At 48.6% G+C, this 26,440-nt stretch carries 22 protein-coding genes; 3 read left to right on the forward strand and 19 right to left on the reverse strand.

Features of this window, described 5'->3' with window-relative positions; translation table 11 throughout:
- Positions 1–141: 141 nt before the first annotated feature.
- Genes C8275_RS14405 through C8275_RS14415 form a run of 3 tightly spaced genes read right to left on the reverse strand, consistent with a single transcriptional unit; the run spans position 142 to position 7,563 of the window.
- The gene (locus C8275_RS14405; RefSeq protein WP_106625666.1) at positions 142–1,899 is read right to left on the reverse strand and encodes a RagB/SusD family nutrient uptake outer membrane protein; all 1,758 of its coding nucleotides are present in this window, start codon (positions 1,897–1,899) and stop codon (positions 142–144) included.
- Between the two features lie 19 nt (positions 1,900–1,918).
- The gene (locus C8275_RS14410; protein WP_106625667.1) at positions 1,919–5,002 is read right to left on the reverse strand and encodes a TonB-dependent receptor; all 3,084 of its coding nucleotides are present in this window, start codon (positions 5,000–5,002) and stop codon (positions 1,919–1,921) included.
- A gap of 14 nt (positions 5,003–5,016) precedes the next feature.
- Positions 5,017–7,563 carry a zinc-dependent metalloprotease gene (locus tag C8275_RS14415; protein ID WP_106625857.1) on the reverse strand — a complete coding sequence of 849 codons (2,547 nt, stop codon included), beginning with the start codon at positions 7,561–7,563 and terminating at the stop codon, positions 5,017–5,019.
- A 159-nt stretch (positions 7,564–7,722) separates the two neighbouring features.
- Between C8275_RS14415 and C8275_RS14420 the strand changes: the two genes are divergently transcribed.
- Entirely contained in the window at positions 7,723–8,559 is an 837-nt protein-coding gene (locus C8275_RS14420; protein WP_022383387.1) for a metallophosphoesterase, read from the forward strand.
- A gap of 338 nt (positions 8,560–8,897) precedes the next feature.
- Here C8275_RS14420 and C8275_RS14430 read toward each other — a convergent pair whose 3' ends face one another.
- The 15 genes from C8275_RS14430 to C8275_RS14500 form a co-directional block, all read right to left on the reverse strand.
- A complete protein-coding gene (locus C8275_RS14430) occupies positions 8,898–9,527 on the reverse strand; it encodes a hypothetical protein (RefSeq protein WP_106625669.1) in 630 nt (209 codons plus the stop codon).
- Positions 9,524–10,111: a nicotinate (nicotinamide) nucleotide adenylyltransferase gene (nadD, locus tag C8275_RS14435; RefSeq protein ID WP_106625670.1), complete on the reverse strand. Its 588-nt coding sequence runs from the start codon at positions 10,109–10,111 to the stop codon at positions 9,524–9,526. The genes C8275_RS14430 and nadD overlap by 4 nt, the downstream gene beginning before the upstream one ends.
- Positions 10,111–10,266 (reverse strand): hypothetical protein, encoded by a 156-nt coding sequence (locus C8275_RS14690; RefSeq protein WP_022383391.1) that lies wholly within the window; start codon positions 10,264–10,266, stop codon positions 10,111–10,113. Before C8275_RS14690 ends, nadD begins: the two co-directional genes overlap by 1 nt.
- Before the next feature lie 7 nt (positions 10,267–10,273).
- Positions 10,274–10,837: a guanylate kinase gene (gmk, locus tag C8275_RS14440; RefSeq protein ID WP_106625671.1), complete on the reverse strand. Its 564-nt coding sequence runs from the start codon at positions 10,835–10,837 to the stop codon at positions 10,274–10,276.
- A gap of 25 nt (positions 10,838–10,862) precedes the next feature.
- The gene (locus tag C8275_RS14445) at positions 10,863–11,738 is read right to left on the reverse strand and encodes a YicC/YloC family endoribonuclease (protein WP_022383393.1); all 876 of its coding nucleotides are present in this window, start codon (positions 11,736–11,738) and stop codon (positions 10,863–10,865) included.
- Between the two features lie 101 nt (positions 11,739–11,839).
- On the reverse strand, positions 11,840–12,388 hold the full coding sequence (locus tag C8275_RS14450) for a DUF4240 domain-containing protein (protein WP_106625672.1): 549 nt from the start codon (positions 12,386–12,388) through the stop codon (positions 11,840–11,842).
- Between the two features lie 797 nt (positions 12,389–13,185).
- Positions 13,186–14,271 carry a butyrate kinase gene (gene buk / locus C8275_RS14455; protein WP_106625673.1) on the reverse strand — a complete coding sequence of 362 codons (1,086 nt, stop codon included), beginning with the start codon at positions 14,269–14,271 and terminating at the stop codon, positions 13,186–13,188.
- A complete protein-coding gene (locus C8275_RS14460; protein ID WP_106625674.1) occupies positions 14,252–15,205 on the reverse strand; it encodes a phosphate acyltransferase in 954 nt (317 codons plus the stop codon). The genes buk and C8275_RS14460 overlap by 20 nt, the downstream gene beginning before the upstream one ends.
- 781 nt (positions 15,206–15,986) lie before the next feature.
- The gene (locus C8275_RS14470) at positions 15,987–17,420 is read right to left on the reverse strand and encodes a lipopolysaccharide assembly protein LapB (protein WP_106625676.1); all 1,434 of its coding nucleotides are present in this window, start codon (positions 17,418–17,420) and stop codon (positions 15,987–15,989) included.
- 34 nt (positions 17,421–17,454) lie between these two features.
- The gene (locus tag C8275_RS14475) at positions 17,455–18,405 is read right to left on the reverse strand and encodes a PstS family phosphate ABC transporter substrate-binding protein (RefSeq protein ID WP_106625677.1); all 951 of its coding nucleotides are present in this window, start codon (positions 18,403–18,405) and stop codon (positions 17,455–17,457) included.
- 168 nt (positions 18,406–18,573) lie between these two features.
- Complete coding sequence (locus tag C8275_RS14480) at positions 18,574–19,395, reverse strand: energy transducer TonB (RefSeq protein WP_106625678.1); 822 nt, start codon at positions 19,393–19,395, stop codon at positions 18,574–18,576.
- A 26-nt stretch (positions 19,396–19,421) separates the two neighbouring features.
- Entirely contained in the window at positions 19,422–20,075 is a 654-nt protein-coding gene (locus C8275_RS14485; protein WP_022383401.1) for a biopolymer transporter ExbD, read from the reverse strand.
- A gap of 17 nt (positions 20,076–20,092) precedes the next feature.
- A complete protein-coding gene (locus tag C8275_RS14490; RefSeq protein ID WP_022383402.1) occupies positions 20,093–20,695 on the reverse strand; it encodes a biopolymer transporter ExbD in 603 nt (200 codons plus the stop codon).
- A gap of 30 nt (positions 20,696–20,725) precedes the next feature.
- Positions 20,726–21,532, reverse strand: coding sequence for a MotA/TolQ/ExbB proton channel family protein (locus tag C8275_RS14495; protein WP_022383403.1), 807 nt, complete (start codon positions 21,530–21,532; stop codon positions 20,726–20,728).
- Positions 21,533–22,141: 609 nt separating this feature from the next.
- On the reverse strand, positions 22,142–23,965 hold the full coding sequence (locus C8275_RS14500) for a fimbrillin family protein (protein WP_106625679.1): 1,824 nt from the start codon (positions 23,963–23,965) through the stop codon (positions 22,142–22,144).
- On the opposite strand from C8275_RS14500, the gene C8275_RS14505 reads away from it, so the two are divergent.
- Entirely contained in the window at positions 23,951–24,337 is a 387-nt protein-coding gene (locus tag C8275_RS14505) for a hypothetical protein (protein ID WP_106484096.1), read from the forward strand. The two genes, C8275_RS14500 and C8275_RS14505, sit on opposite strands and share 15 nt — an antisense overlap.
- Positions 24,303–25,295, forward strand: a complete 993-nt coding sequence (locus C8275_RS14510; protein WP_199881879.1) for a transposase — start codon at positions 24,303–24,305, stop codon at positions 25,293–25,295. Before C8275_RS14505 ends, C8275_RS14510 begins: the two co-directional genes overlap by 35 nt.
- Here the strand turns inward: C8275_RS14510 and C8275_RS14515 are convergent.
- A complete protein-coding gene (locus C8275_RS14515) occupies positions 25,283–25,738 on the reverse strand; it encodes a fimbrillin family protein (RefSeq protein ID WP_106625680.1) in 456 nt (151 codons plus the stop codon). The two genes, C8275_RS14510 and C8275_RS14515, sit on opposite strands and share 13 nt — an antisense overlap.
- Positions 25,739–26,440: the final 702 nt, after the last annotated feature.

Consider the following 26,440-nt stretch of genomic DNA (forward strand, 5'->3'; position numbering starts at 1 on the left):
GCAATACCTAAAAGTAGGTATATTTACTTCAGGATTATTCAATGAGAACAAGCACATACAAAAATACACGGGCCGTGCCTCTCCCAATATAAGAGAGATACACGATCCGTGTAATTTATAAGTTGAATAGCTACCGCAGACTCAAAGCTCCACCCACCCCGGGTTCTGCTCAATGTTCTGGTAGCGTACTTCGTCCCAGGGAATAGGCCAATAGTACTGCATCGGCTTGAAGACGCGTACAGCTTCAGGCTTGGCATTCATGTTTGAAACGGTATAGACGTCGGGCTTACCCTCCTCCTTGACTATCTTCATAGCCTTCAGCGGGTTGCTGGAACCGTTCATACGTTCTTCTGCTATCCCCCAGCGCAAGAGATCCCAATAGGTGCTCTCTTCGAAAGCAAGCTCCACACGGCGTTCATTCACTAAAGATTCCCAATCAAGGGACGTGAGAGCGTCCATGTGCACACGCCGACGTATCTCGTTGACTTTGGCGAGTGCCGTCTCTGTATCACCCAAGCGGAAAACCACCTCAGCATAGTCCAGCAACGCCTCGGCATAACGCCAGATAATATAGTTCTGTGAACTACCATAAGTATCATCGGTGTCGATAGGCTGCTTCTCGTTGACAAACTTGCCCAAGTAATAACCGGTCCGTGTCACTCCAGCGTTACGCGACGTACCGTAACGGGTCAGATCAGCACCGGCTTGTTCTTTGCCGCCGAAGAGCGTGTAGTGAATCTCCATCACATGGTTGCGGAAGGTACAGCCGTCATAAAGGATATTGGCATAGAAGCGATAGTCGCGATTCTCGTACGGATGTGCCGGGTCAACAACAGTCTTTCCACCGCGCATGCCGTACTCGTCAACGTGATTCTGCGTCGGCGTATAAGCGGCATAGATACCACCGAAAGAGGGCGCACTGGCTTCGCGATCCAGTTTATGTCCGAAACCAGTGTCAAAGTTTCCATCATTGGAATGCTGTACTTCAAAAATAGACTCTACACTATTCTTTGTCAGGAAGATGGTCCGGTATTCCTCTTTGATTTCATCCAGCGTGGTACCCTCTATGGTCATCAACTTATAACCCAGAGTGAACAGCTCCTCATAAGTAGCTTTCGCCTGCCGGAGCATATCTAGAATACGATCATCTGTGAAACCCAGGAAATCTTTCTCCTTACGCTGGAAGACTGGAGAAGAAGCCCACTGGTAGGTCTTGGCTTTGAGCATCAATGCAGCACCACGAGTGACACGCCCGGCATCAGCCTGCTCATAAGCCACAGGTAACAGTGTGGCTGCCTGTGAAGCCTCATCAGCAATAAATGCCACCATGTCAGCAAACGAAGCACGGGGGAACTTCGTCTTGTCGTTGAGCGGATCATAAGTCCGGTCGATGAGCAGGACACCGCCGTAACGCCGCAGAAGCATGTAATAATAATAGGCACGGAAGAAGTGCGCCTCACCCAGGATACGCTGTTTCTGACTCCCCTCGGAAATCTTTCCGGCATTCTCCAACAAGAGATTGATAGATTGAATGCGCGTATAGCAGTTAGTCCATTCGTTGAGGCTTCGACGCATTATTTCGTTCTCCCGACATTTCAGGACATCACCGTAGGAATTATTATACCAGTCATTACGGCTCACTGTAATCTGGTCGCCATACCAAGGCAAGAAATCTCGCGTCATGGACTTCAGCCATGAGCTGGTAGGCATGTAAATGGAATAACCATTACTCATATTGCGGTACCAAGGCAACACATATTCATCCAGTAGAAGCGGATCTGCCCAAATGGATTCTTGGGAGAGCCGATTGTAGGGAGCATCTCTGAAGATATCATCACAACTGCCCAGTAACAAGACCGAGGCAATCATGCCGAAAAGGTATTTCTTTATTTGTATCATACGTTCACGTTTATAGAAATTAGAAGCCAAGATTCAAAGTTACGCCATAGGAACGTTGCACGGGATAGCCGCGCAAAGTCTCAGGGTCCATGTTCTCCAATGACGACCAAGTATGCAGGTTGGAACCTTGCAGTGCAATAGAAGCCGAGGATAGTTTCACGCGGCTCAAAAGGTGGCGCGGGATAGAGTAGCCCACGGAAAGTGCCTTCAGACGTACGAAGTTGCAAGACTGCAACCAGAAGGTAGATGCCTTGCGGTTATTGTCATTCTTGTTGGCAAACTTGATACGCGGATAATGTGCGTCACGATTATCCTCGTTCCAGGTATCGGTCAGATGATAGTCCTGAAAACGTTGCAGGGAGTTATTCTCCAGCGTGTAGAGGTCACTGATATCCTGTTTGTAACCCGAGACCCCCTGAATGGTTGCATTAATGAAGAATCCCTTGTACTCCACGCCCAGACGAAGGCTCATGGTCATGTCGGGCATCGAGGAATTCTTCACGGCAATCTTATCAAGATCGGTCAGTTCGTTATCACCATTCTGGTCCTTGTACCTAATGTCACCAGGAGCAAGAGTTGCATTTTTCTTACCGTCCTGATCAAGAGGATGGTTCTTGATTTCCTCCTCTGTCTGAAAGAGTCCGTCAGCTTCATACATCCACCACACAAGACTGCTCTTTCCCACCCGTCGGCGTAAGGGATCGACGGATGACTCGTCACCATAGTCCTTCACTACATCATCGGTCTTCGACAAACGCAGAGCTGCGTTGTACTTCCATGCGCCAATGGTATTGAGATGCGTCAAAGTCAAGTCCCATCCCCACGCTTTCACCTTACCAAAATTCATACTCGGCACATTGCCTTCCACTCCGGTCGAAGGCGGATAAAGGTAGGCAGGTGCAGAGGTAATCATATTGGTATTGTAGCGCCAGTAGTATTCATAGGAGAGGCTGATACGATTATCCCAAAACCCAAGGTCTATACCGAGGTTGTAATCCCGACTCTTTCCCCACTCCAGTTTCGGATTGGGATAGTTTCCGGTACTCATTACGATGCCCGGCTTCATGTTTCCACCAATATTGTAGCCCTGCTGAGTGGTGTACATGTAGTTAAGCAGGTAGGCATAATCAGCGATACTTCCGTCATCTCCCAAGATTCCCAAGGAAGCGCGAAACTTCACATTGGACAATACCCGTTGTTGCCAAGCCTTGAAGAACGGTTCGTTCGACAATACCCAGGAAGCCGACACTGTAGGAAAGAAACCCCAACGATGGTCCGGATGGAATTTCGTCGAACCGTCGACACGGAAGCTGCCTTCCACAAAGTAACGGTTTCCATAACCATAAGTCAGACGTCCAATCATTGACGCACGTTCATTGTAATACTCATCGCCACTCAACTTTGCCGACACAGCTGTACCTATAGTCTCAGGATAAATACCCGGCATATCAAGATTTGTACCCGACATATAGCGATTCTTGTAGTCCTGATAATTGAGTATGAGTAGCGCCGACACATCATGCATCTCGGCAAAGGTACGATTGTAATTGATTCCTAACTCCACCAGTTTGTTGTCAACAAAGCGATCGGTCTGTTCCAATGAAATCTTCGCCTTGGGATAGGTAGTCTTGGAATCTTCCTTGAAGGTATCTTCGTTTTCATCGTAAAGATAGAGTGTTACAGGCTTGTCAAAGGTCTTATTAATGATACTGTTATTGTCGAATGTACCACGCAAGTATGCGGAAAGTCCTTTCACCCAAGGGATCTCGTAACGAAGAGTGGCCGTAATGGTGCTCATGTTGAACTTATCTTCCACGTAACCGCCCAATCCATCGACGGCAATCAGCGGATTACCTCCTTCAATGCTTGCCAACTGCCCGTTGGTGAAACGCAGAACCTGCACGGGCGAGTAACTGTAGGCAGCTTCGAGTGTCGTGTAACTGGTATTCTTGTTTTGTGAACGGGACCCTGTGACATCAAGCGAGAGTGTTAATCCTTTAAGCAGAGTAGCATCAAGTTTCATTGAGTAATTGTAACGGTCTCGTCCGATACCGCTGTAGAGTCCCCTCGTATCAGTATATCCACCGGACAAGTAGTAGCGCACGGCATCATTGCCTCCGCTGACCGACAGACTGTGAATCATCGAATAACCGTAGTCGTCGAGATAATCAAGCAAATTCTCGTCACCAAACTTGTTTGGAGCAGCATGCGTACGTATCATCTCCAGCTCCTCATCCGTATAGGCTTCATAAGGCGTGGAAGGTGTATTTGCCACAGCACGGTTATAAAGTTTGGCAAACTCATAGGCATCGAGGAAGTGAGGCAGCTTGGTCGCCTGTTGCAGGTTGAACTGTCCGCGGTAATTGACCGACACTTTCTGCGGTTTACCTGCGGCACGCTTAGTCTGCACAAGGATAACCCCATTGGCAGCACGTGCACCATAGACAGCCGCAGCTGCTGCATCCTTCAGAATAGAAATGCTCTCAATATCATCCGGATTAAGATCGGACAACAACATCTCACCGTCGGATGTATTTGTACCGAAGCGGGGCACACCATCAATAACCAGCAAAGGTGCCTTATTGATACCCCGGATATGGATGGATGCTTCCTTGCGTGAACTAGGGTCTCCCGTAGTACTCATCACCTGAAGACCTGCAGCTTGTCCGCTCAATGCCTCATCGAGATTTACCGTTCCCATCTGCAAGAGGTCATCCGCCTTGACCATCTCTACCGAACTGGTCAATGATGTCTTCTTCTGTGTACCATAACCCACCACGACAACCTCGTCCAGCTGACGGAGATCGTTCTGAAGCACGACACGCAGGGAGGTCTGCCCCGGTGTCACCGCCACAGTCTGCGATTGAAAGCCAATATACGTCACCTGCAAAGCACGTACAGAATCGGGCAATTGCAACGTGAATGCACCGTCGAAGTCTGTTATGGTCCCCAGCTTCGTTCCTTTCACACTGATGTTAGCTCCTATGACCGCTTCCCCATTGGTGTCAACCACAACACCCCGAAGCTCCCGACGATGGTTCTGCGCCATCACCAATCCGGCCACACAACACCACACGATTAAAAAATGGATTATCCTGTTCATAAGTTAAGAGTTTATTAGTCTGCACTTAGCGTTCGTTGAATCATTGTAATCTGATAATCATAGAAATCACGGTCTGTACCCGATGCTCCGAGACGACGTGATTGATAGAGCCTCAACACTCGGTGCAGGCATCCGCTCATCATCGGTTCCAGCTTCTCTTTCGGCAGTGAGGGTAAACTGAAATTCAGACGGACAAATGAGTGTGCATCGTCTGCATGACTACATACAGGCTCTGAGGATACTGTTTCCTGCATCAATTCTTCATACGCATCCAACGCCGAGGAACTGCTTTTCTTTGCAGCATTCACAGCCAGTCCGCTGTTGCGAATCATCAAGTTTATAGCAGCGGCCTCAATACTCCGGTCCGCATCTGTCAGTCGGCGTCCGGCATAGGTCTGCTTGAACAGCTCCTTCATTACGTCATCAATATAGGCAGACAGGGTATAGTTGCCTTCAGGGTCATATTGTCCACCTTCCTCTATGCGATAAAGCGCCGTCGGACTCAGCAGACAGCCCACGACCGAGGAACGTAACTTATCGTTCATATTCATTCCGGCTTCAAAGTTAACAAACAGTTCCTTGGGAGTGAGCCAGGCATCATACGTCCGTGCCTGCTCCAGCAACCAGTGCATAGCCGCCTGCTGATGCGCCTTGTCAACATAGTTCTTTCCCATTGCCCCATCACCCTGGCGAACCTCCCGGTAACGTATACCACCTATATAAGGCATTACATGACGCAAGTGACGAGTATACTGCTGCACAATGGCATTGTACATCTTCTCCATATCATCGTAACGTGCCCCCTGTTCGTGCATCCACTCAGGAAGATGCGCCATAATGAGCTTCAGATTAGCGATGGCAAGGTTACCCGATTTAATGTGGTCATTGCCCAAGTCCTCTGTCTGGTCAGTAGGATCGACCGTAGCGAAAGCCTGCTGTGCCCCGAACTCATACATAGGGTCTGCTGCCTTTTCCGCAATCCAACGGTCCAACACGGATTTTTCATCATCAGGAGTATCTGCATCGGGAATCAGTCGATAGCCCCAGTTGATAGCATAGATATCATAAACACCCAGTACCGGTGGGGTAAGTTTCACGCCACGCTCCACATCGCCCGGCTGCGCCACGAAATTGTTGCGCGCATAGTCCATAACACTAGGAGTAGTACCATACTTTTGAGTAAACGATGGGCTACGCAAAGAATCTACCGGAAATGCATAACTGGCACCCATGTTATGCATCAAGCCCAATGTATGTCCGATTTCATGTACTGCCACATAACGAATTGATTCACGCATCACTTCGTCATCGAACACAGACTTACGCACCCGTGGGTCAACTGCCCCCGTCTGCACGAAACGCCAGTCATGGAGAAGTGACACCACGTTATGATACCAGATGACGTCGGCTGTGAGAATCTCTCCCGTCCGCGGATCAACATAGCTGGGTCCCATCGCGTTTGCAATTGGGGTAGCTGCATACTTGACACAACTGTAGCGCATGTCATCAGGATCGAACGAAGGGTCGTCCGTAGGATAATCTACCGCACGCACCACATTCTTGAAACCCGCGGCTTCAAAAGCCCGGTTCCAGTCTTCGATCCCTTGTTTCACTGCACTCCTCCATTTGTCTGGAAAGGCAGAATCTACATAAAACACCAGCGGTTTCTCCGGTTCGACCAGTTCGCCCCGGAAATAACGCTCCATATCCTCCTGTTTCGGACGAATGCGCCAGCGATTGATGTAGGTCCTCTCCACAATGCGATCATGCCCCGATGTGTAAAGCTCCTTCATGTCGTTAAAAAAGCCCACCCTATTGTCCTGCAAACGGCGAGGCATCGGGTCATCAGGCAACACAAAAAGCGAGCGGTGCACCACCACAGTGTACGGACGATTGAGTGGCGTAAGATTGTAGGACAAAAGGCTCTCCACTTCGATGTTCTTCGGAAAAGTCTTCACTTGCATGATATTCGAGCCATCTGCCTGAAACGTACCTTTTAGTGACTTACTGCCACCCAGCAACTTTTCCAATGGATTATCAGGTTTTATGGGACTGATGATGCGTTCGTTCGTCCCAAAAAAATCTGTCATGTTGATAACCACACTACCCTTATTCCGAGCCACAATCTTGAAGCCCTTCAACACTGGATCAGCAAAGTTCCGGTGAAATGCCGCTGCTATCGGATCAGCCGCATCCACTTCATTTTGATATTGCACCTTGTGCATATACACCTTTTGGTTATCTTTCGAGAAACGAATCATCAACGGCGCAGACACCATCTGTCCTGCTACAAAATCCTGCGTATCACTTGTTCGAGCGATGCGGTTTGCCAACATGTACGTGTGATTGAATGCCGAATCCGGTAATTCAAAATAGAGTTCATTCTTGTCCGTCTTATACCAGGTCATGAAAAGGCCCGGCTTACCCACGGCACCTCGTGTCAGCTTTGCATAGTCAGAATTTGTGGAATCTTTTTTCTGAACAATGTCCACTTTCTTCTTTTTCTTCAACCAGTATCCCTCTATGACGGACGAAGAGGCTGTTATACCCCCTCCCCACATACACAGAGCGACAAACACTACTGTTTTCGCCTTCATTCCTTAATTTTTTAGTCTGTTAATATCCTTTTTCTTGTTATACTATCAAATTAAGCTATTTTTGAGCAAAGAATCAACTAATTGCAAGTTCTCTTGCAGGAGACCGCAGCAACCAACAGACAAATGAAAATACTTTTTCCCTTACTGACGTCAATACTTTTTCTCACCTCGTGCGCTTCGCTCAGCCACTATCCCGGCATCGGACGAACGCGGAAGTACACGTTCGAACATCCGCAGGTACCACAGTCCTTCGACGGGTTCCGCATCGCCTTTGTCTCAGACATCCACTATCCGAGCAAGTTCAAACGGAAGCACCTGCACAACCTCGTCCGTGCCCTACGCGACTTGCAGCCGGACCTATTGCTTCTCGGGGGTGACTACCAGGAGGGATGCGAGTACGTGGAGGAGTTGTTCACAGAGCTGGGACGCGTGCATCCGCCCTACGGCACAGCGGGAGTTTTGGGAAACAATGACTATGAACGTTGCACGGAGCAGATACGGGAGTGCATGGAACGTCACCAAATCCGTGTGCTGGAACATCGCAACGACACCGTGTGGCGCGACAGCTCCTTCATCATCGTCAGTGGTGTACGCAACCCGTTCGACCTGAAGGCGAACGGCATCTCTCCCACCCTCGCCCTGCATGACAGCGACTTCGTCATTCTCCTGACGCACACGCCCGACTACGTGGAGGATGTGCCCGTGCCTCACACCGATTTGGCTTTGGCAGGTCATACACATGGCGGACAGGTCTCCTTCTTCCGTCTGTGGACGCCGCAGACAGGTTCCAAATACGGCAGTCGGCTGCTCACCGGACGGCGTACCGACAGCCACGGACTCCCCGTCATCATTACCAACGGACTGGGGACATCCCGCCTTCCCGTCCGTTTTTGCTCACCCAGTGAAATTGTGGAGATTACGTTGAAGAGGGAGTATTCTGATAACAGGAATGGCTTATGAGAAATAAAGATTACAAAAAGAGTGCATGGAAGAAAAGCCGCAAGTTTGGCGACAAGAGAGCCCCCTTCCCCTCGCACCATAAAATGGTATAAGGGATATGCGGATGTCCGTATGGACAGAGATGGATGGGTAGCCCAGTTCACAGAAGTCTCAGCACACAGATATTATCTGGAAAGGTTGTTGCCCCATGAGATTGCACACTGCATTGCGTTCAGCCAAAGTCTGATGCAGCATTCCACATCCAAGAATGAAAATTATGCAGATAACTTCGCGTACAATCACGAAAGAAGGAAGGCCATCAACAAAGATGTTCAGTAAGCCTCCGCCCCTCCCGACAATCACTCCTTCAGCTTCTCATTGTCAAACCACTTCCCGATGAAAATCTTGTTGTCCAGGTCAAACTGGGCACCATAACCGCAACGGACGTTGTGGCGATACTGTCCGTACCAGAAACGTCCGTCATTCCAATAATAGATGCCATAACCATGACGCTCGCCGTTCCAGGTCTCACCCACGTAACGGTCACCGTTGGCATAGGTCATCGACTCGAAACGGTAGGCCTTGGCTGTCGCGGCATCGGGTGCCGACACTCCGTCGGGAGTCTGGATGCGGAGCAGCTCGCCCGTGGTGAGGTCGTAGAGCGAATAGAATGTTTTCGAACCGACATTGGCAGTCTTGTCATCCATCAGAATGCCGAAGATGCACTCCCCGTCGCGGTACTGCCCCACCCACTGGGAACCATTGTTGTTGATGAATATGCCGTAGCCATAGAGCACGCCGTCACGCGACTGCCCCCAGTACTGGCCGTTGGCAGTATTGACCAGGCAGGTGACACACTCGGCAGCCACGTCGTTGAACACTTGTTGGAAGGCATCGGGGATGCGGTCGTAACGGTACAGGTTGTCTTGCTGTGACCAGGCGCAGAGTGCACACAGGCAGCTCAGCAGCGAGAGGTAGAGTCGTTTCATAAATACCAGTTTTCTTGTTTGATACGTTCGTAGACAGCCGGGGGAAGGAAGAAGCGTATGTCCTTGCCTTGCCGCAGACCTTCACGGATGAAGGTCGAACTGACATCGAGCAGAGGAGCCTTGACCAGCCGCACCTGGGGCGGAAGCTCTTCCGTGTTGACGTCAAAACCCGGACGGGGATAAATGATGAGCTTGTTTTCGGCAATGAGCCGCTGTGGGTTGAACCACAGGTTGAACACCTTCCAGTTGTCGCTCCCGATGATGAGGTGGAACTCGTTCTCGGGGTAGGCACGCTTGAGTGCCTGGAGGGTGTGGACGGTGTAGGACGGACGGGGCTGGTGAAACTCGAAGTCGGACACGTAGAACTTCTCATACCCCTGAGTGGCAAGCCGTGCCAGCTCCAGCCGGCAATGGTCATCGAGCAGGTCGTCGTGCTGCTTCAGCGGATTCTGGGGTGTGACAAGAAACCACACGGCATCCAGACCGCCAAACTCACAGAGGTAGTTCGCCAGTGCCAAGTGGCCGATGTGTATGGGGTTGAACGAGCCACCGAAGATGCCGACTTTCCGGGGGAGCGTGTCCATCAGCGCTTCTTCCGTTTCTTGGCTCCCAGGAGGTTCACCACCTGAAGGAAGATGACGAACACCATGGCAAAAGCGATGACATACTCCTCCTTGTAGACGGCATAGCCGCCTACACCCAGTGCTGCCAGTATGATGACAATGAAAAGGATACGCATAGAGATTCTATCTGTTTAGAAATTTACGGATTACGTCGTAGGCGCGCTGCTGGGCTTCCTCCAGGTTGTCGTTCACCACCACGACATCAAACTGCGGAGCAAATCCCAGTTCATACTCAGCCTTCGCCACACGGTCTTCAATCACTTCAGGGGCATCGGTGCCGCGTCCGACCAGCCGACGGCGCAGCTCCTCGACGGATGGCGGCTGGATGAATACCGAGAGGGCGCGTTCGCCGTAATACTTCTTGATGTTGCAGCCTCCCACGACATCGACATCGAACACGACGTTCTGTCCGGCAGCCAGTTGCTTCTCAACCTGTGACTTCAGCGTGCCGTAGAAACGTCCGGGATAGACCTCCTCGTACTCGAGGAACTCGCCCCGGGCAATGCGTTCACGGAATTCGTCGGGAGTCAGGAAGAAATATTCCACACCGTCCCGCTCCGTTCCACGCGGAGGACGGCTGGTCGCAGAGATGGAGAACGCCAGGTTCAGGTCCTGCTGCAGCAAGTGGTTGATGATGGTCGACTTGCCGGACCCCGAGGGGGCGGAAAAGATAATCAGTTTACCCATAAGACGTAAGTTTGTGTATTCGACATCACATGACATTCAGCACCTGCTCCTTGATTTGCTCCAGCTCATCCTTCATCTTCACCACGATGTTCTGCATCTCGGCATGATTGGACTTGCTTCCGGTGGTGTTGATTTCGCGGCCCATCTCCTGAGCGATGAACCCGAGCTTCTTGCCCTGCCCGTGTCCGTCGTGCATGGTCTCGCGGAAGTAGCGCAAGTGGTTTGCCAGGCGCTGCTTCTCCTCGTTGATATCCAGCTTTTCGATGTAATAGATGAGTTCCTGCTCCAGGCGGTTCTTGTCATAATCGACGCTGAGCGTCTTCTCCAGCGCGTCGGTGATGCGTTCGCGGATGCGGGTGACGCGCTCCGTCTCATACACTTCGATGGATGCCAGGAGGGAGGTGATGTTGTCGAGCTTCTCGTTGAACTTGCGTTCGAGCGCTTCGCCTTCCTGCCGGCGGAAGTCCACCAGCCGGTCGATGGCTTCATGGATGGCGTCGTTGACTACCGTCCACTCTTCTTCAGAGAGCTCCTGGATTTCCACCTTGGTCAGGACGTCGGGCAGACGGAGCAAGGTCTGGAACCAGTCGGCAGGGAGAGGGATGCCGGTCGTCTCGGCAATGGTGTTTATCTGTTTGTAGTAGTTCTCAAGTACTGCCATGTTGATGGGTGTCGCCGTGTCGGCAACATCTTTCTCCACCCACAGCATGAAGTCCACCTTTCCACGCTCCAGCCGCTTGGCTATCAGGTTGCGTATTTCCATCTCTTTCTCACGATAGAGTGGCGCGATGCGGGTGGACAGGTCGAGGGCTTTGCTGTTGAGCGACTTGATCTCGACATTGATTTTCTTTCCTTCGAATGCGACTGTCGCCTTGCCGTATCCGGTCATTGATTGTATCATATACTCTGCTATTTTTTGCAAAAGTAATTCATTCTGCCTAGTTGACCAACACCGCATTTGAAGTTTTATGGGCTTCTGCCCAGGAAGCGGAAAGCCGGGGTTCAGAATGTGTCGTCGCCCCACCAGCGGTCGAAGGTGCGCGGACACACACGGTGGATGGACTCTTCGTCGTCTTCCTCCCACTGGAAGTCAAGGTGGGGCAGCACATCGGCAGGCCATTCATAGCGTGCGGCTTCTTCGTCAAAGTCCTTGCCGTACACCTCTTCCAGGATGTTCATCACAGCATAGTCCAGCTCCTCCTGCTGCGGATATTCACTGCCCGACGGGTTGCTCAACCGACCGAAGACATCGCACAGGGAGTCTGCGTTTTCCAGTGCCGCATAGAAGATGTCCCGTCCGCGTGCCATGAGCCAGAAACGGAAATTGTCAAACCCGTCATCGCTGCATCCTCCCAGCACGACATAAGCCACTGCCCACAAGTCCTGCCGGTAAGACAGACGTCCGAAATATTCCCACCAGTAACGGAAACCCATCAGCTCCTCCACCGGGCATCGGCCCAACACTGCCTCCAGGTTGCGTCCGCCGTGAGACTCCTCGATGAGCTGCCAGAAGCGGGTCTCTGTAATCAAGGTTGCTACATCCTTTTTCATCTTTTCATGTTTTTACAGGATTGTCATCGTGAAACCAAACTTCTTATGATACACAAAGATAGGGAGAATCTGACAATGTACAACTTCTATTTCCCTTTTTATGGACCGGCACATGAAAAAGAGGGGACGAAGGGAAAGAAATGTCATCCGACGCTTCTCTCCGCTTCGTCCCTTGTCAACCACGACTAGTTACAGAAAAACTCTTCCTGCACACAGAGCCGTCCAGAGGGGAACCGGCTGCCGTGTCCTCTTTCTTGTGCCTGTGTCCGGATAGTCGCTACCACGGACACAGACAGCAAGACAAAGAGAAGAGTCAAAAAGAATGATTTATCCTTTGTTCGTCAGGCCTAGGTCTCATCATATATGTGTCACAGAAATCACAGACATCCTAATCACAAAGGAGACTGAATATGGGAAGAATCATGCGAACCGTCAGAGGAACTGTCGGTCCGCATGACCCATACCCAATTTCCCTCATAACATTTTTACAATGCAAAAGACGCCATTTCTGATGACATCTACACGACAAAAAGTCCGAATACACATGCAATTCGTCCTAAAGACAAGTAACCGAGGACAAATGGACACAGCTGCCTATACACAGTGAGACCGGCCTCACGACCGGTCTCACCCGCAAAATCATATCCTGAAAACGACTCTACTGTTTGTGAGAAAGTATCTGGCTGTTTCGTTGGCCCGGCAACGTGCTTGCACATCATTGCCTGAGACAAGCCGCGGAAAACCCCTGACGGCTCACAAACACCTCAAAAATCTCGGTAGCTCAATATCGTTGAATCCTAAACTGTTGCCGTCGTCAGCTTCTCGCCGGTATATTCCCGACAAATCAGCGTCCCGTTCAGGGCGCCCAGTGCATTCTCAGCCAATGCACCCATCTCATCTTCACCCGGAATCACCACCACAGGTGCCAGGTAGCTGATTTGCTCCCGCAACAGGTCCACGCAGTAATCACTGTAGGCGATGCCGCCTGTCAGGATAATGGCTTCCGCCTTCCCCTTCAATGCCACATGCATGGCGCCAATCTGCTTGGCGACAGTGTAGAACATGGCTTCGAGGAAATCCCGGCATGCCACATCTCCCTCCAGGGCACGGTCTTCCACCGTCTTCAGGTTGTTCGTGCCCAGATAGGCGACAGCCCCGCCACGGGTTGTAATCATCTTCTTGACTTCCTTCAAGGTATATTGTCCGCTGAAGCACAGTTCAGCCAGTTCGTAGGCAGGCAATGTCCCGACCCGCTCGGGGGAGAACGGGCCTTCGCCGTCAAGGGCATTGTTCACATCGATCACTCTTCCGTGCCGATGTGCACTGATGGAAATGCCGCCTCCCAGATGTCCGACGATGACATCAATGTCTTCGTATGCCACTCCCCGACTTGCCGCATAGCGACGGGCAACCGCCTTGCTGTTCAATGCGTGGAAGATGGAACGGCGTTCAATCTGCGGCAGTCCAGTCCGACGCGCCCGCTCGTCCAGCTCGTCCACCACGACAGGGTCGGCAATGTATGCCGGACAACCCGTCCGGAAAGCCCAGTCGTCTGCCAGAAACGCTCCGAGGTTGCAGGCATGTTCGTGCTCGGCATGAATCAGGTCTTCCTTCATCTTCGCATTCACCGGATAAACGCCTCCGGGTGTGGGATGAAGCAACCCGCCGCGACCGATAACTGCGTCAAACTTCGTATCAATTCCTGCCTCCTTCAGCGCCTCCGCAATCCGGTGACGACGGAAATCATACTGCTCGTTGATGTGGACAAAGCCCGCAAGTTCCTCCGTGGAATGACGGATATTGTGCACCCACACTTGCTTTTCGTTCTCATAGACCGCTATCTTGGTCGAGGTGGACCCCGGATTAATAACAAAGATTCTCATGGTTGACTGGTATTTGGGATTTACAGGTTTCAGTCAGGCAGGCTAGTGCCAGGCTGTAATATTTGGAGAGTCCCGAGTCACTGCGCGATGTCACGACCACGGGACATATCGGTCCGCGCAACGTACCTGCCATGTCGGCATTGGCAAAGAGCGTGATGGACTTGTAGAAGGTGTTTCCGGATTCGATGTTCGGGAAAATCAGTATGTCCGCATTGCCCACCACCGGCGAGGAGAGCCCCTTGATGTTGCCGCTGTGGATATCACATGCCGTCTTCACATCCATCGGACCGTCCATCTGCACACGTCCGAATTCTCCCTGGACGGCACATTCCTTCAGGACAGCATAATCGAGCGTATGGGGAAACTTCTCGTTGATTTTTTCCGAACAGTGGAGCAAGGCGATACGTGGCTCCTCCACCCCACAACAATGTGCTACTCCGACGGCATAACGTATCATCGCCTTGAACTGTGCCAGTGTGGGACGCGGGATTACCGCGGCGTCCGAGAATATCAGCAGCTTGGGGTAAGTCGGGACATGTGCCACCGTGACATGCGTCAGCACTTCCCCCTTGGGCAGGATACCGGTTTCCTTATTAAGGACTGCACGCAGCAGGTTATCGGTATTGATCAACCCCTTCATCAGGATATCCGCCTTCTGCTCACGGACTATCTTCACCGCCAAGGCGGCTGCGTCGTCAGGAGTAGCAACGACCAACACGTCCACATGCTCCGGACAACGGCTGCGCATCTCCTCGGCATGTGCGGCAAAACGAGCATCGGCCACCAATACAAAATCGGCAATTCCTTCCTCCAAAGCACGCGAAACGGCATACTCTGTATGAGGGTCATTCGGGCAGACCACCACAACGCGCTTCCTGTGGGAGAGCGATTGCAGGTGTGCGGTCATCTGGGCAAAGTCTCTAATCGGATTCATATATCATATTTTTAGCAAATATGGTAAAAATCCGGTGTAATGCAATAGTCTGAAGGAACTTTTTGCACACAATCCAGCCGTTTGAGAACATCTTGTCAATCATTCTTTCAAGAGAGCTTTCTTTCAAGAGGAGAGCAGATTCCCATTTATAGCTGTCAGACGCCTTAATGAAGAATTTTAGAAAGAGAAAACGAAGGTTCAGATTACAATTCGACAGACTTCTCTGCATACTGTTAATTAAACCCAAATCGGGACATGAGGAATCATGCATCCAAGATGTACTAAACACACTTGTTCATAGGATTGTACGGGACTCGACACTACCTGATTGTTCCTCCTCAGGCTTCCGTTACTCCAGATTCCGGCGAACGGAAAAGGCCGACGCTTCTTGCGGAAAAGGTTGCCATCCTCTTGCTGAAGAGCCTGTCCACGTCTTGCTCATCTCCTTTTGCCGAGATGCGCATGAGGATACCAGGGAGATGCGCAAGACCCTGTGTCCTCTTGCGCAAGACGCTCCGGGGAGAGCATCATGGCTATTTTGAGGGAAAATACTAAACCCAAATCGGTCATTAGACCGCTCAAAGTTCTCTTCACTTCAAAAGGGCAAGTTCCTTGAGCAGTCTAATGACTGACTTGGGCTAAAAAAAAATTCCCTTCCTCCGTACCAGGTACCGAGAAAGGGAACAGTTGAAAACATTCGAAAAAATCAGACAACACATAAAAAAGGAGGAGGAAGAATCACTCTTGCTCCTCCTTACACGTAAACAACTAAAATTATCCACTATTTAATACCTTCCAATGCTTTCGTAGCGATAGCATCTTCGGGATCGATAGCCAAGATTTTGTTCCAGTACTCTTTTGATTCTTCGTACTTTTCAGCCACCAGGTAGTAGTAACCCAAGTAGCGGTAGCACTCAATCAAGTAGCGGTTGTAGCGACTGTCTTCCTTAGCCTTGTCAGCCAACAAGGTAGCAACCTGTTCGTAGTAAGGCTTAGCCAGACCAGCCGTAGTTTCGGGGTCAAGTGCAGAGTTCGTACGTGCACGCCAGAAATTACCCAGGTAGTTATCGGGAACCAGCTCAGCCAACTTGCCGAAAGTAGAATCAGCCTTATGCAAGGCAGCCGTCTTCATCTCCGGAGTATAGTTGATGCTGTCCGTGGTAGTACCTTCACCGTAATACATACGTCCCAATTGGAACACGAGGTCCGGAGTTTTCTTGTCTTCCGGCAGTGTCTCTACATATTTGTTGAACGCATTGATTGCCTCTTCATATTTACCGGCACTTTCATAGCACGATGCAATCTGATTGAGGACTTCGCTGCGCTCCTTGTTCATGTCGTATGCCTTTTCCAAAGAAACAACTGCATCCTCGTATACCTTCAAAGCCTCCAGAAGAGTACCATGGTAAAGGTAATCCAGGTAAGTCAGGTCTTCCACCTTGCATGCACCAAAGAAAGCATTGGCAGCTTCCTTCGCTTCGTCGTAACGCTTCAAGTCAATGAAGTTGTACATACGCAGACGGTTGAATACAGCATGTTGAGGATTCTTTTGCAAACCAAGATTTGCCACTTCCAAGGATTTCTCAAAGTTGTGATTGAGGAAGAGAGCGAAAGAGTATTTCACCAAGTCGTTCTCAGTTGCCTTATCGCCTTCAGCAAAACGTGCGTAAGCATCAGCAGCCTTATCGAACTGGTTGGCAGAATAATAGATTTCAGCCAACTTACGGTCTACTTCCACAGCCTGGGGGTCGATGGCTCTCAGCTCTTCCAGCTTTCCGGTAGCCAGACTGGGATTGGCAGCTTTGTAGATATCAGCATACTTCAGATATGCTTCCTTGCAATTCGGGTCGAAGTAAATAGCCTCTTCGTAACGTTGGCTGGCAGTACCCGGGTCCTTACGGGCCACAGCGATGTCTCCTTCAAAAACAGAGACGATTGCCGATTTGGAATCGGCCTTCTTAGCCAACTTTGCGTAGTCATCAGCCTGCTCCAGTTGTCCGGCATCCAAGTATGCACGGCCAATGGCCAAAACCAATTCTACATTCTTTTTATTCTTGCCTTTCAACAAATCGTCTGCTTGCTCTTCTGCCATTTCAGGATTGGTCTTGATCAAATCCTTCACTTTGGCAACGCCTGCTTTCCAATCTTCTGATTGTGCGTAGAGTGAGCTTGCTGCCACACACGCTCCTAATAAAAATAGATTTAGTCTTTTCATAGAGTGTATCAAGATAATTTTAGTCTTCTACTTATTATTGGTCATTAACTCTCACAGAGATATATCCTCTCAGAATCTCCGGCAACAGACCGGCCTTCAGGATAATGCGTTGTCCGCGATCGCTCTGCATGAAGTTGGAGAAGCCCCACGACAGTCCGTTACGGGGGTCATTCAACAGTATATAGATTGGCCGTGCCAATGGATAATCGTCATAATACAAGTAAGCCTGATAAGGCTTGTAGGAATTGTCGGGACGTGCCTGATTTTCGGCAGAGACCGACATCACCCGAATCTCATCACGGAAAGAGAGCCGTGTCGAGTCACTCCGGTTTGTCAACCAGTTTACGCCGACGACACCGATTGCTTCGGGTGTCTTGGCAACAAAATCAATTACTTCCAGATTGTTGTCCAGTGCATAGACCTTCTTGTTGTCCAAGGGCTTTCCACCACAGATGGAGTCCATGGCGTAACGCACCGTACTTGAATTCTTGTTATCAAACACAAGACAGATGTCGTCCAGCTTTGACGACGGATAAATATCTTTCCAGTTTTGCACATCACCGGTCAGAATCCGGCGTATGTCTCTGACTGAAATGAGCGTGTCAGGATTGCTTCGGTTGACAATCAACGCCAACCCATCGACAGCAACCTTGATAGCACGCGGCTGAAACTTGCGACTTTCAAATGACTGTAATTCTTGGGGTGTAAATGTACGGGTGGCAATTGCCAAGCGCACACTGTCCTTCAACAACAGGCTGATGGCTTCTACTTCCGTTGTATAAATGGGATTTATGGTAGCTGCGGGAGTCAGTCCTTCGAACACATCAATCTCTTCCTGAATGATCGGTCGGAAGCTTTCGTCGGCAGTAATATACACCGAACCGGTATTGAACGTATCCGTACGACCGTCTTTCGGCTTGGGCTGGCATGCAGCCAACAGGCCTAAGAGCATAAAGCTAATGAGATATGTAAAATGGGTTTTCATTCTAATTATTCGAAAGGCTAGAGATGCTGTAATTCCACAGGAGCCATCCAGTCTGGCTGCTATTCAGAAAAGAAACAAAACTGAAGTGCTATCGTTTTTGGGATGCCGGCATCAACCGGCAATCCCAAAAACATCGCACTTAATAGAGTTGGAATGAGACAAGTCTCATTACTGTAATCTAAAGACAATAGGCACGGTATATTTTACGGACACAGCCTTACCGTTCTGCTTACCCGGAATCCACTTGGGCATTCCGCTCAACACGCGGATAGCTTCCTTGTCGCAAGAAGGATCCAATGTACGTACAACGACAACGTCGCGTACCTGACCATCTTTACCAACTACGAACTGACAAATAACACGTCCCTGAATACCGTTCTCCTGAGCAATAGCAGGATAACGAAGGTTCTTACCGATGTATTTCATCAACTCTTCCTGTCCGCCGGGGAAGGTAGGCATCTGTTCTACCATATCGAACACCTGATCCGGTTCCTCTTTGGCCTGGACAACGACTTGCTTCAGGTCGGCAATATCCGCACCATGTTCTTCGTCGTTACCCTTTACGTCAGCGATAGAAATACTGGTCTTACTTGCATTCAACTCATCCTGGCTCTTCATCTGGTCTTCATCAGGCACTTCCTCGTCCTTTTTGATGACCGGAGCAGTAAACTTGATGGTACTCTTCAAGGCAGGAGGGGGAGGAGTTGCTTCCACCGGTTTTACAAAGTCCTTCTGCTTAACTTCGGGTTCATCCAATTGTGAAAGCGTTGTTACTTCCGTCATTGCTTCATCCACAGTCTGTTCAGGAGTAGCCAATTTTATCAAAGTCGGGAGAGCACATGCAAGAGCCACTACAAGAATCACAATGATCATTGCGCGGGTGTGACGCTTTGGAGAGTCGGCACGCATCTTATACGCACCATAAGACTTATTCTTATCTCCAAAAACGAGATCACACCATTGTAAAGAAGTCAAATCTATTTTTGCCATATCTATATTATTTTAGGTGTGATTCATTATTGTTGTGCTGCAGCTTCACTGGCCAACGTACCCTTGGCATCAAAGTTCTTGATCAAGAACTCATCACCTTCTGTAATGTCAGTGATCACATACTTACCGATATTGCAAATCTGCATTTCATCGAGAGCATCAATCAGATTCTTATAAGAAGCATCATCTGTAGCTTTGATGATGACAGTCGGGGTGTTCTTTCCACCCTTAATGTCGCTCAGTTTCTCCTTATATTCATCCTCAGATATTTTCAAATCAATCTTATCTTGCTTGAGTTTGTTTACTTCATTCACGGCTGCCGCATTTCTCTTCAGCAACATAGCACGCAAACCATCTGCATTATAAGAAGTCTGCTTCAACGATGTATAATCCTCATAGTTGGGTTGTCCGTCATAATAGAAGACCCGGTCATCACCAGCCAACAGCAAAGTAATGGCTTCAGATGCCTTAACTTTTGATTTCTGGTCATCGGTCAAGTCTTCTTTCGCCGGCATACTAATCTCCATCGTCTGAGGCTTACTCATCGTGGTACACAGCATAAAGAAGGTAATCAGCAACATGTTCATATCCACCATCGGAGTAAAATCCACGCGGACATTCATCTTTTTCTGTTTGCTTTTACCTCTTTTTTCATTTGCACCTTGTTGTACTTCTGCCATATTCCTTAACCAGTTTTTTATTCTTCAACTTCCTTCAAGTTCGTAATCAAGTTGTAACGATTCTCTCGAAGGTCCTGAAGTGATGACATTACTTGTTTAATTACAGAATAGGGAGTAGTCTGGTCTGCCTTGATAGCAATACGTAAATCCGGATTAGCGGCACGCGCTTGACGTACCCAAGCTTTAAATTGATTATCAACGCTGTCACAGGGGATACCCTCATTCTTCAAAATCTCGTCCTGCTTGTCAGAGGGCAATGCAAGGAATTGCTTCATCTTGCCAATTGCGACACCAAAAGTAGGAGCAAGTGAGAACTTATGTATTTCCGTCGGCGTAAATGCAATACCATACTCATTACCTACCGCCTCCAAAACAGCACGCATGTCCTGCTGTTTATCCAGGCTCATGAATATTTTACCTTTCGGGTCGACCAGTATCTGAAGGATATCCGTCTCCGGAATCTTAATTTCAGACACAGAAGCAGGAGTGGAAACCATTACCGGCTCTTTCTTAATGAAGGTTGAAGTCAACATAAAGAAAGTCAGCAACAGTACGGTAACGTCACTCATTGCCGTCATGTCGATGAAAGTATCTTTCTTTTTAATTTTAGCTCTAGCCATAATTAAAATGATTTAAAAGGTGAGCCGAAATTATTTATGAGTAGCAGCAAAAGTCTGTACGATAGAGAAACCTACTTCGTCAAGGCTATAAGTCAACTTATCAATTTTGTTAGTGTAGTAGTTGTAGGAGATAACAGCCAAAGCACCAGTCAAGATACCGAATGCAGTGTTAACCAAGGCCTCAGAAATACCGGTTGACAATGCAACAGAGTCAGTACCACCACCGGCACCCAGAGCCTGGAATGAACGGATCATACCAACAACGGTACCAAGCAGACCGAACAATGTACCCAGAGTAGTAATGGTAGCGATGATCGGCAAGTTCTGCTGCATCATAGGCATTTCAAGAGCTGTAGCTTCTTCCAATTCCTTTTGGATAGCCAACACCTTTTGTTCTTTTGTCAAGCCATTGTTGTTTTCAACTTCGGCGTATTTAACCAAAGTAGCAGTTACTACGTTTGCAACAGAACCGCGTTGTTTGTCACATACTGCGTGAGCTTTCTGCAAGTCACCTGCAGCCAAAGCGTCCTTGATGTTAGCAACGAATTTCACCAAAGAACCTCTACCATAAGCAGAACGCAATGCGAAGTAACGTTCAACGCTCAATGCGATAACAGTCAGCAACAAAGTTTGGATAACCGGCACGATCACACCACCTTTATAGACAGTACCCAACAAGTTTACCGGGTGGTTGTTCGGGTCATTGTTAACAAAGTTAGAGCCATCGCCCAAGAAGAACCGGAAGATACATACTGCTACGATGAAACAGCAGATAATAACTATACCAGCATTTTTGATACCCCAAATCTTCGTAGATTTTTTCTTAGTTGTTTCCATAATAAAGCTTTTTAGTTTTTAAAGTATTTGTTTGTTTAGTTAATAAATTTCAGTTCTGTTGCCGCGGACCGAATCCAAAGTACAGATAAAATATGAGGCATTTATCCCAAAATATCCCATCAGCTATCGTCACAAGAGGGTCATTCAATTCTAATCATTACAGATACAACTAGATAAACATTATAAACTCTTGTAAAAAGACTTCGATTTCTTTGAAATAAATACCTGCAAAAATTGCGACAACAAAAATAGTAAATTCTAGGAGATAGATAATATAATTCACATCTTTTAATCAAAAAAACATTTTAGGGCAAGAGACACATTACAAAATAATCTATAATAAGGGCAATACAGGAACTTAAAGACACATCAGCCTAGCATCTGTAAATAAAGTCACTAATATGGAATGACAAAGATAATACATCCAGTAAAATATACAATAATAAATCTCGGCTATAGGTCGATCCAGCCAGCTCATCGACTTTGATAAATAATGTCAGTATCTATAAAAAGGGACCGACTCTTCCACTAAAGAATCAGTCCCTTCTTAACTAAGCTCAAAATCGCAATCATAGCCATTGGTGCACTCCAAAGACTATGACAAAGCATTTATTTCTCTTCGTGTGCGTCCATCTTCACCCCGCTAGTAGGATTGTCATCTTCCTCCGAACCAATCCATTTAGCTGGATAGCCTTGGTTCATATTACAGCCATAAACAACCGGGGTGTGCTCTTTATCCTCCAAAATCCTCATGCGACCGACAAGACCACCGAGCATTTCGTTGCATTCCACCTGGGCATTTGTATGGTGCACACTTGCGTGTAGTTCAGAATCAGTAGAGAGGTAACCTATGATACCACCGGCATAGGCGTGTATACTATTACCAATCCGCGACCGGCCAGCAGTAACTTTTCCGTAGTTCGCGCATCGGATCATCAGGCATCGTGCGCCACGTCCCACAATGCCACCTGCGTAGGCTGAAGACAATTTGCCAGTTTCCGTGGAATAGGAATACACATTACCCTTGTTCCGGCAGCCTTCGATGGAAGACCAATCGTCAATACTGCCGATGATACCACCACAATAGCCTATCAAGGAAACGGCAGGAAGACGGACCTCGCCATAATTGTCACATGCAGACAGTAGTGCCCGTGTCTTGGAAAGATTATCCGTAAAGGAATTGCGACATCCGCAGATACCGCCAAGCTCGATATTGTTGCCGTTGCATTTCAGTAAAGCGTGATTGGAACAATCGGAAATCGAACCGGATTTCAGCAGACCGACGATACCGCCAACATGAACCTCCGGCACATTTGGCACAGAAGACGAGTAGGCAAGACGCCCGTAGTTACGACATCCGGTGATACGTCCCAAGTTAACGGCAGCAATACCACCCATATCAAAGCCACGTTTTTTCACATTAAAGGATTTCAGAGAAGCTGTCAGGGATGCACAGTTGGTGCAGTTCTCAATGCTGCCCACATTATAACCCACCAAACAGCCCATGACCGAAGGCATGTCTTCAGCAGTCAGCGAGACAGCCACGGAACCTGCAAGAGTGACATTACATATATGTCCGGCATTGTTACCGAAGAGTCCCACATAAGTATCAGTCACGTCCGGAAGGTAACCTAAGATGTGGAAGCTCTTACCGTCAAAAGTACCAGCAAAGACATGAGTACTATCGCCGATGGAAGTGAAAGGATGACCACCCAAATCCAAATCTTTGCCAAGCCTGATAGTCTTACCCTCAAATGTTACGCCCGAATTCACCAGGTCTGCAAGTCCCTTGAGTTCGCTGCCACGAGAGAGAGTGAATACCGCGTCTGTCGCTTTATACCAATGACGGTCTGAAGAGGATCCGTTCCATGGAAAAGGAACGTTTGTGCCGGGTTTGTTCGAAAGACTGTCTGCCTCTCCGTCTTTCCATGGGGAAATTTCCGCATTCAGGGAGGGACTGTTGGTGCTCCGGTCCAAAGAGAGGGTGTACTGATACTTCGTACCAGGCTTCCAATCCTCCTGGTCCGGAGAAATGAAGAAATCATAATGCCCGGAAGGCAGTACGACAGACACCGTATGGTTTCGTGCCTCACCCGGATAAACAATGGCCTCCCCCTTCGTGTCTGTAACCCGTGCAGCCAAGGAAGAAGCTGAGGAGGCTTCCGGATCGAGCCTTCTAGTTGACAGGTCGAAAGTCGCCTTAATGGGAATATCTCGTATAAATATCTGCATACCACTCAAATCCGACTCCTGCATACCTTCCTGCAGACTGACGGCAAAACTCAGTTTGCTGAGACAATGAGCGAAGTCAAGCGTCAGTGGTGTAGAAGTAGCAGAAATATCCTTCAGATTGTGGAGCAGTAGAAAATCAGTGGGGATTAGTTTTCCAATATCCAGAGGAATTCCGACCTTTGCCTTATGGAAAAGAATCAATTGGAAGTGCTTGCGCGTATCGTGCTGCCTTCAGAAATACTGGATCATTTTGAGATAGCAGGTGTGCAACAGAGTCGGACAGAGATTCATATTTATCTCGACGAGTTAATGAATGCGGGATTGTCATCAGATGCCAATTTTGCATCCAAAGGCTTCATGGAGGCTGTGAATGTAACCGATTTCCCGATACGCGACCATAAGGTCATACTGGTCATACGCCGTCGCAGGTGGACCGACCTGCGTACAGGCAAGAGTTTCAGCCTTCCAATCAGCCTTGACATAGCCTGCAAAGGAACCCGTTACTCCAAGGAGTTCGGGGCTTTTTTAAAAGAAACGTATGGAGACATCCCCTGTGACCTGCCGTACGCTTGAAACATTCTACCACATAAATGCACATACCTTTGAGAAACAGTACAAGGAAACGCTAAGCGGCTTCCACGACTGGGACCAGCTAGACCATGCCGATTCATGGCTGTTGTTTCCCGAAAACATAGGCCGGCATCTTGCCATAGACGAGTCTTCCCTGTCCAATGGGGAGCTGTATACGTTTGTCACCAACCGTGACCGGCATACAGGTGAAGGAAGTCTGGTGGCGGTCGTTTCCGGCACGAAATCGGAAGACGTGATACAGGTGCTGAAGTTGATAGACGAGGAAGAACGCATGAAAGTGGAGGAAGTGACCCTTGACCTTTCCGATTCAATGCGCAAGATTGTTTCTGTCGCATTTCCGAAGGCTCAAAGAGTGATTGACCGTTTCCACATCCAGAAACTGGCTTGTGATGCCGTGCAGGAAATCCGTGTGGCGCACCGTTGGGACGCCTTGCAGCAAAGCAATGAAGAAATGGAAGAGTGCAAACAAACCGGCAAGCCCTATGTGCCGTTCCGCTTTTCCAATGGAGACACGCGTCCGGAATTGCTCATCAGAAGCCGTTACCTTCTGTTCAAATCAGCAGACAAATGGACGGAAAGACAAAAGGAAAGGGCTAAAATCCTCTTCGAGGAGTATCCTGACATCAAAATGGCTTATGGTCTGTCCCACTCATTAAGAATGATATTCTCAAAGAACACCATCAAAGATGCAGCGCGGTTGAGCATGGCCAAATGGTACAACAAAGTCGATGATTCAAGAATGAAGCAGTTCAATGTCATTGCCTCGACATTCTATGAGCATTATGACGAAATCCTGAACTTCTACAACAAACGCTCATCAAATGCGGCAGCCGAATCATTCAACGCCAAAATCAAACTTTTCAGGGCGAATCTGCATGGAGTCGTAGACAAAAAATTCTTCCTCTTCAGAATCGCAAAGCTGTATGGTTATCCCCACTGATTTTCTACTGCTCCCAGATTGTCGCTACAAAGCAAGTCAAAGGAAGAGGGATGCTGCTGGTCAGAGATATCCAGCCCGAGCTTGTAGCCTGAAACATCCTGGAGCGGATAATAAGCCACAAAGTCCACATGCTCTTCAACCGGATAGAACAAGCGGTCTTCCTCTCCTTCGGGACAGAATGCTCCATTCTGATAGACGTAGCAAGCTGGAACTGAATTGACAACGCTCTCCTCCGACAGACCACTGCCACTCAAGTACATGAAAACACCGATGCGGTCATTGGCGTCCCAATTCAAATCGGTAACTCTGGATATCACGCTGTTAAACGAAACTTCAATATTCGAAAGGGGAATTCTGTTTTCTTCTTCAACATTCTTCTCGCATCCCAAAAGAAGTAGTAAAGATACATAGCTCAATAAGAGCTTATAGGCCGTCTTGTTCATGGTAGTTTAGGTATGGATGCAGGCAGAAGGACTTGTATCCGGGTTATTATTTTCCTTCCTTCCAAGGAATTGGTTTAAGGTTCTCATAAGGATACCGGATACACAGAAGCAGTACCTTTACGGGGTACGGCATGCATTCCTGTCAGACTCCATCATAAATGAAGTATGTGGAATGTTTAGTCGTACTGCAATATTCGCAAGATAAATCGATATAAGCAAATATTTCATAAAGATAATTACCTGAAGTTCATCCAAAAGGGAGAAAAATTCATCACAAAATGGTATCTTTTATCACCATTAAAATACAATCGAAAGACACGTTATCACCCTATACATAATACCACATAACACAGGCAGAGGATAGCACTGTAAAGAAAAGAGACCTATGTTTGTCAGGAAATAAAAATTTAAGAAGGATCAATGTCAATCATCGGTATTCAGCTCTTACTTCATATCTACCGACCTCTCACACCACCATACGTGTGTTCAGCACACATTATTATAGCTTAGTCAGAAGCTTCTCACAGCAATTCAAAAAGACCAAAACGAAGCAGAGCTTTCAAGTAGGAAGCCCGTAAAACGCAAAAAGCCTCCGCAACACTCATGCTGCGGAGGCTCTGCTTTCAAAAACGGCGACTACCTACTCTCCCACTTGCGCAGTACCATCGGCGTGACGAAGCTTAACTTCTCTGTTCGGAATGG

The sequence above is a fragment of the Bacteroides sp. Marseille-P3684 genome, from assembly GCF_900291465.1.
Classification (GTDB): Bacteria; Bacteroidota; Bacteroidia; order Bacteroidales; family Bacteroidaceae; genus Phocaeicola_A.

Coding starts and splice junctions, on each gene's coding strand:
- C8275_RS14420 (WP_022383387.1), top strand. CDS start 7,723: ATGAAAATACTTTTTCCCTTACTGACGTCAATACTTTTTCTCACCTCG.
- buk (WP_106625673.1), bottom strand. CDS start 14,271: ATGAGAATCTTTGTTATTAATCCGGGGTCCACCTCGACCAAGATAGCG.
- C8275_RS14450 (WP_106625672.1), bottom strand. CDS start 12,388: ATGAAAAAGGATGTAGCAACCTTGATTACAGAGACCCGCTTCTGGCAG.
- C8275_RS14505 (WP_106484096.1), top strand. CDS start 23,951: ATGGAAAAGAATCAATTGGAAGTGCTTGCGCGTATCGTGCTGCCTTCA.
- C8275_RS14410 (WP_106625667.1), bottom strand. CDS start 5,002: ATGAACAGGATAATCCATTTTTTAATCGTGTGGTGTTGTGTGGCCGGA.
- C8275_RS14460 (WP_106625674.1), bottom strand. CDS start 15,205: ATGAATCCGATTAGAGACTTTGCCCAGATGACCGCACACCTGCAATCG.
- C8275_RS14430 (WP_106625669.1), bottom strand. CDS start 9,527: ATGAAACGACTCTACCTCTCGCTGCTGAGCTGCCTGTGTGCACTCTGC.
- C8275_RS14480 (WP_106625678.1), bottom strand. CDS start 19,395: ATGGCAAAAATAGATTTGACTTCTTTACAATGGTGTGATCTCGTTTTT.
- nadD (WP_106625670.1), bottom strand. CDS start 10,111: ATGGACACGCTCCCCCGGAAAGTCGGCATCTTCGGTGGCTCGTTCAAC.
- C8275_RS14495 (WP_022383403.1), bottom strand. CDS start 21,532: ATGGAAACAACTAAGAAAAAATCTACGAAGATTTGGGGTATCAAAAAT.
- C8275_RS14405 (WP_106625666.1), bottom strand. CDS start 1,899: ATGATACAAATAAAGAAATACCTTTTCGGCATGATTGCCTCGGTCTTG.
- C8275_RS14475 (WP_106625677.1), bottom strand. CDS start 18,405: ATGAAAACCCATTTTACATATCTCATTAGCTTTATGCTCTTAGGCCTG.
- C8275_RS14515 (WP_106625680.1), bottom strand. CDS start 25,738: ATGAACAAGACGGCCTATAAGCTCTTATTGAGCTATGTATCTTTACTA.
- C8275_RS14510 (WP_199881879.1), top strand. CDS start 24,303: ATGGAGACATCCCCTGTGACCTGCCGTACGCTTGAAACATTCTACCAC.
- C8275_RS14415 (WP_106625857.1), bottom strand. CDS start 7,563: ATGTGGGGAGGGGGTATAACAGCCTCTTCGTCCGTCATAGAGGGATAC.
- C8275_RS14470 (WP_106625676.1), bottom strand. CDS start 17,420: ATGAAAAGACTAAATCTATTTTTATTAGGAGCGTGTGTGGCAGCAAGC.
- C8275_RS14490 (WP_022383402.1), bottom strand. CDS start 20,695: ATGGCTAGAGCTAAAATTAAAAAGAAAGATACTTTCATCGACATGACG.
- C8275_RS14445 (WP_022383393.1), bottom strand. CDS start 11,738: ATGATACAATCAATGACCGGATACGGCAAGGCGACAGTCGCATTCGAA.
- C8275_RS14690 (WP_022383391.1), bottom strand. CDS start 10,266: ATGCGTATCCTTTTCATTGTCATCATACTGGCAGCACTGGGTGTAGGC.
- C8275_RS14485 (WP_022383401.1), bottom strand. CDS start 20,075: ATGGCAGAAGTACAACAAGGTGCAAATGAAAAAAGAGGTAAAAGCAAA.
- gmk (WP_106625671.1), bottom strand. CDS start 10,837: ATGGGTAAACTGATTATCTTTTCCGCCCCCTCGGGGTCCGGCAAGTCG.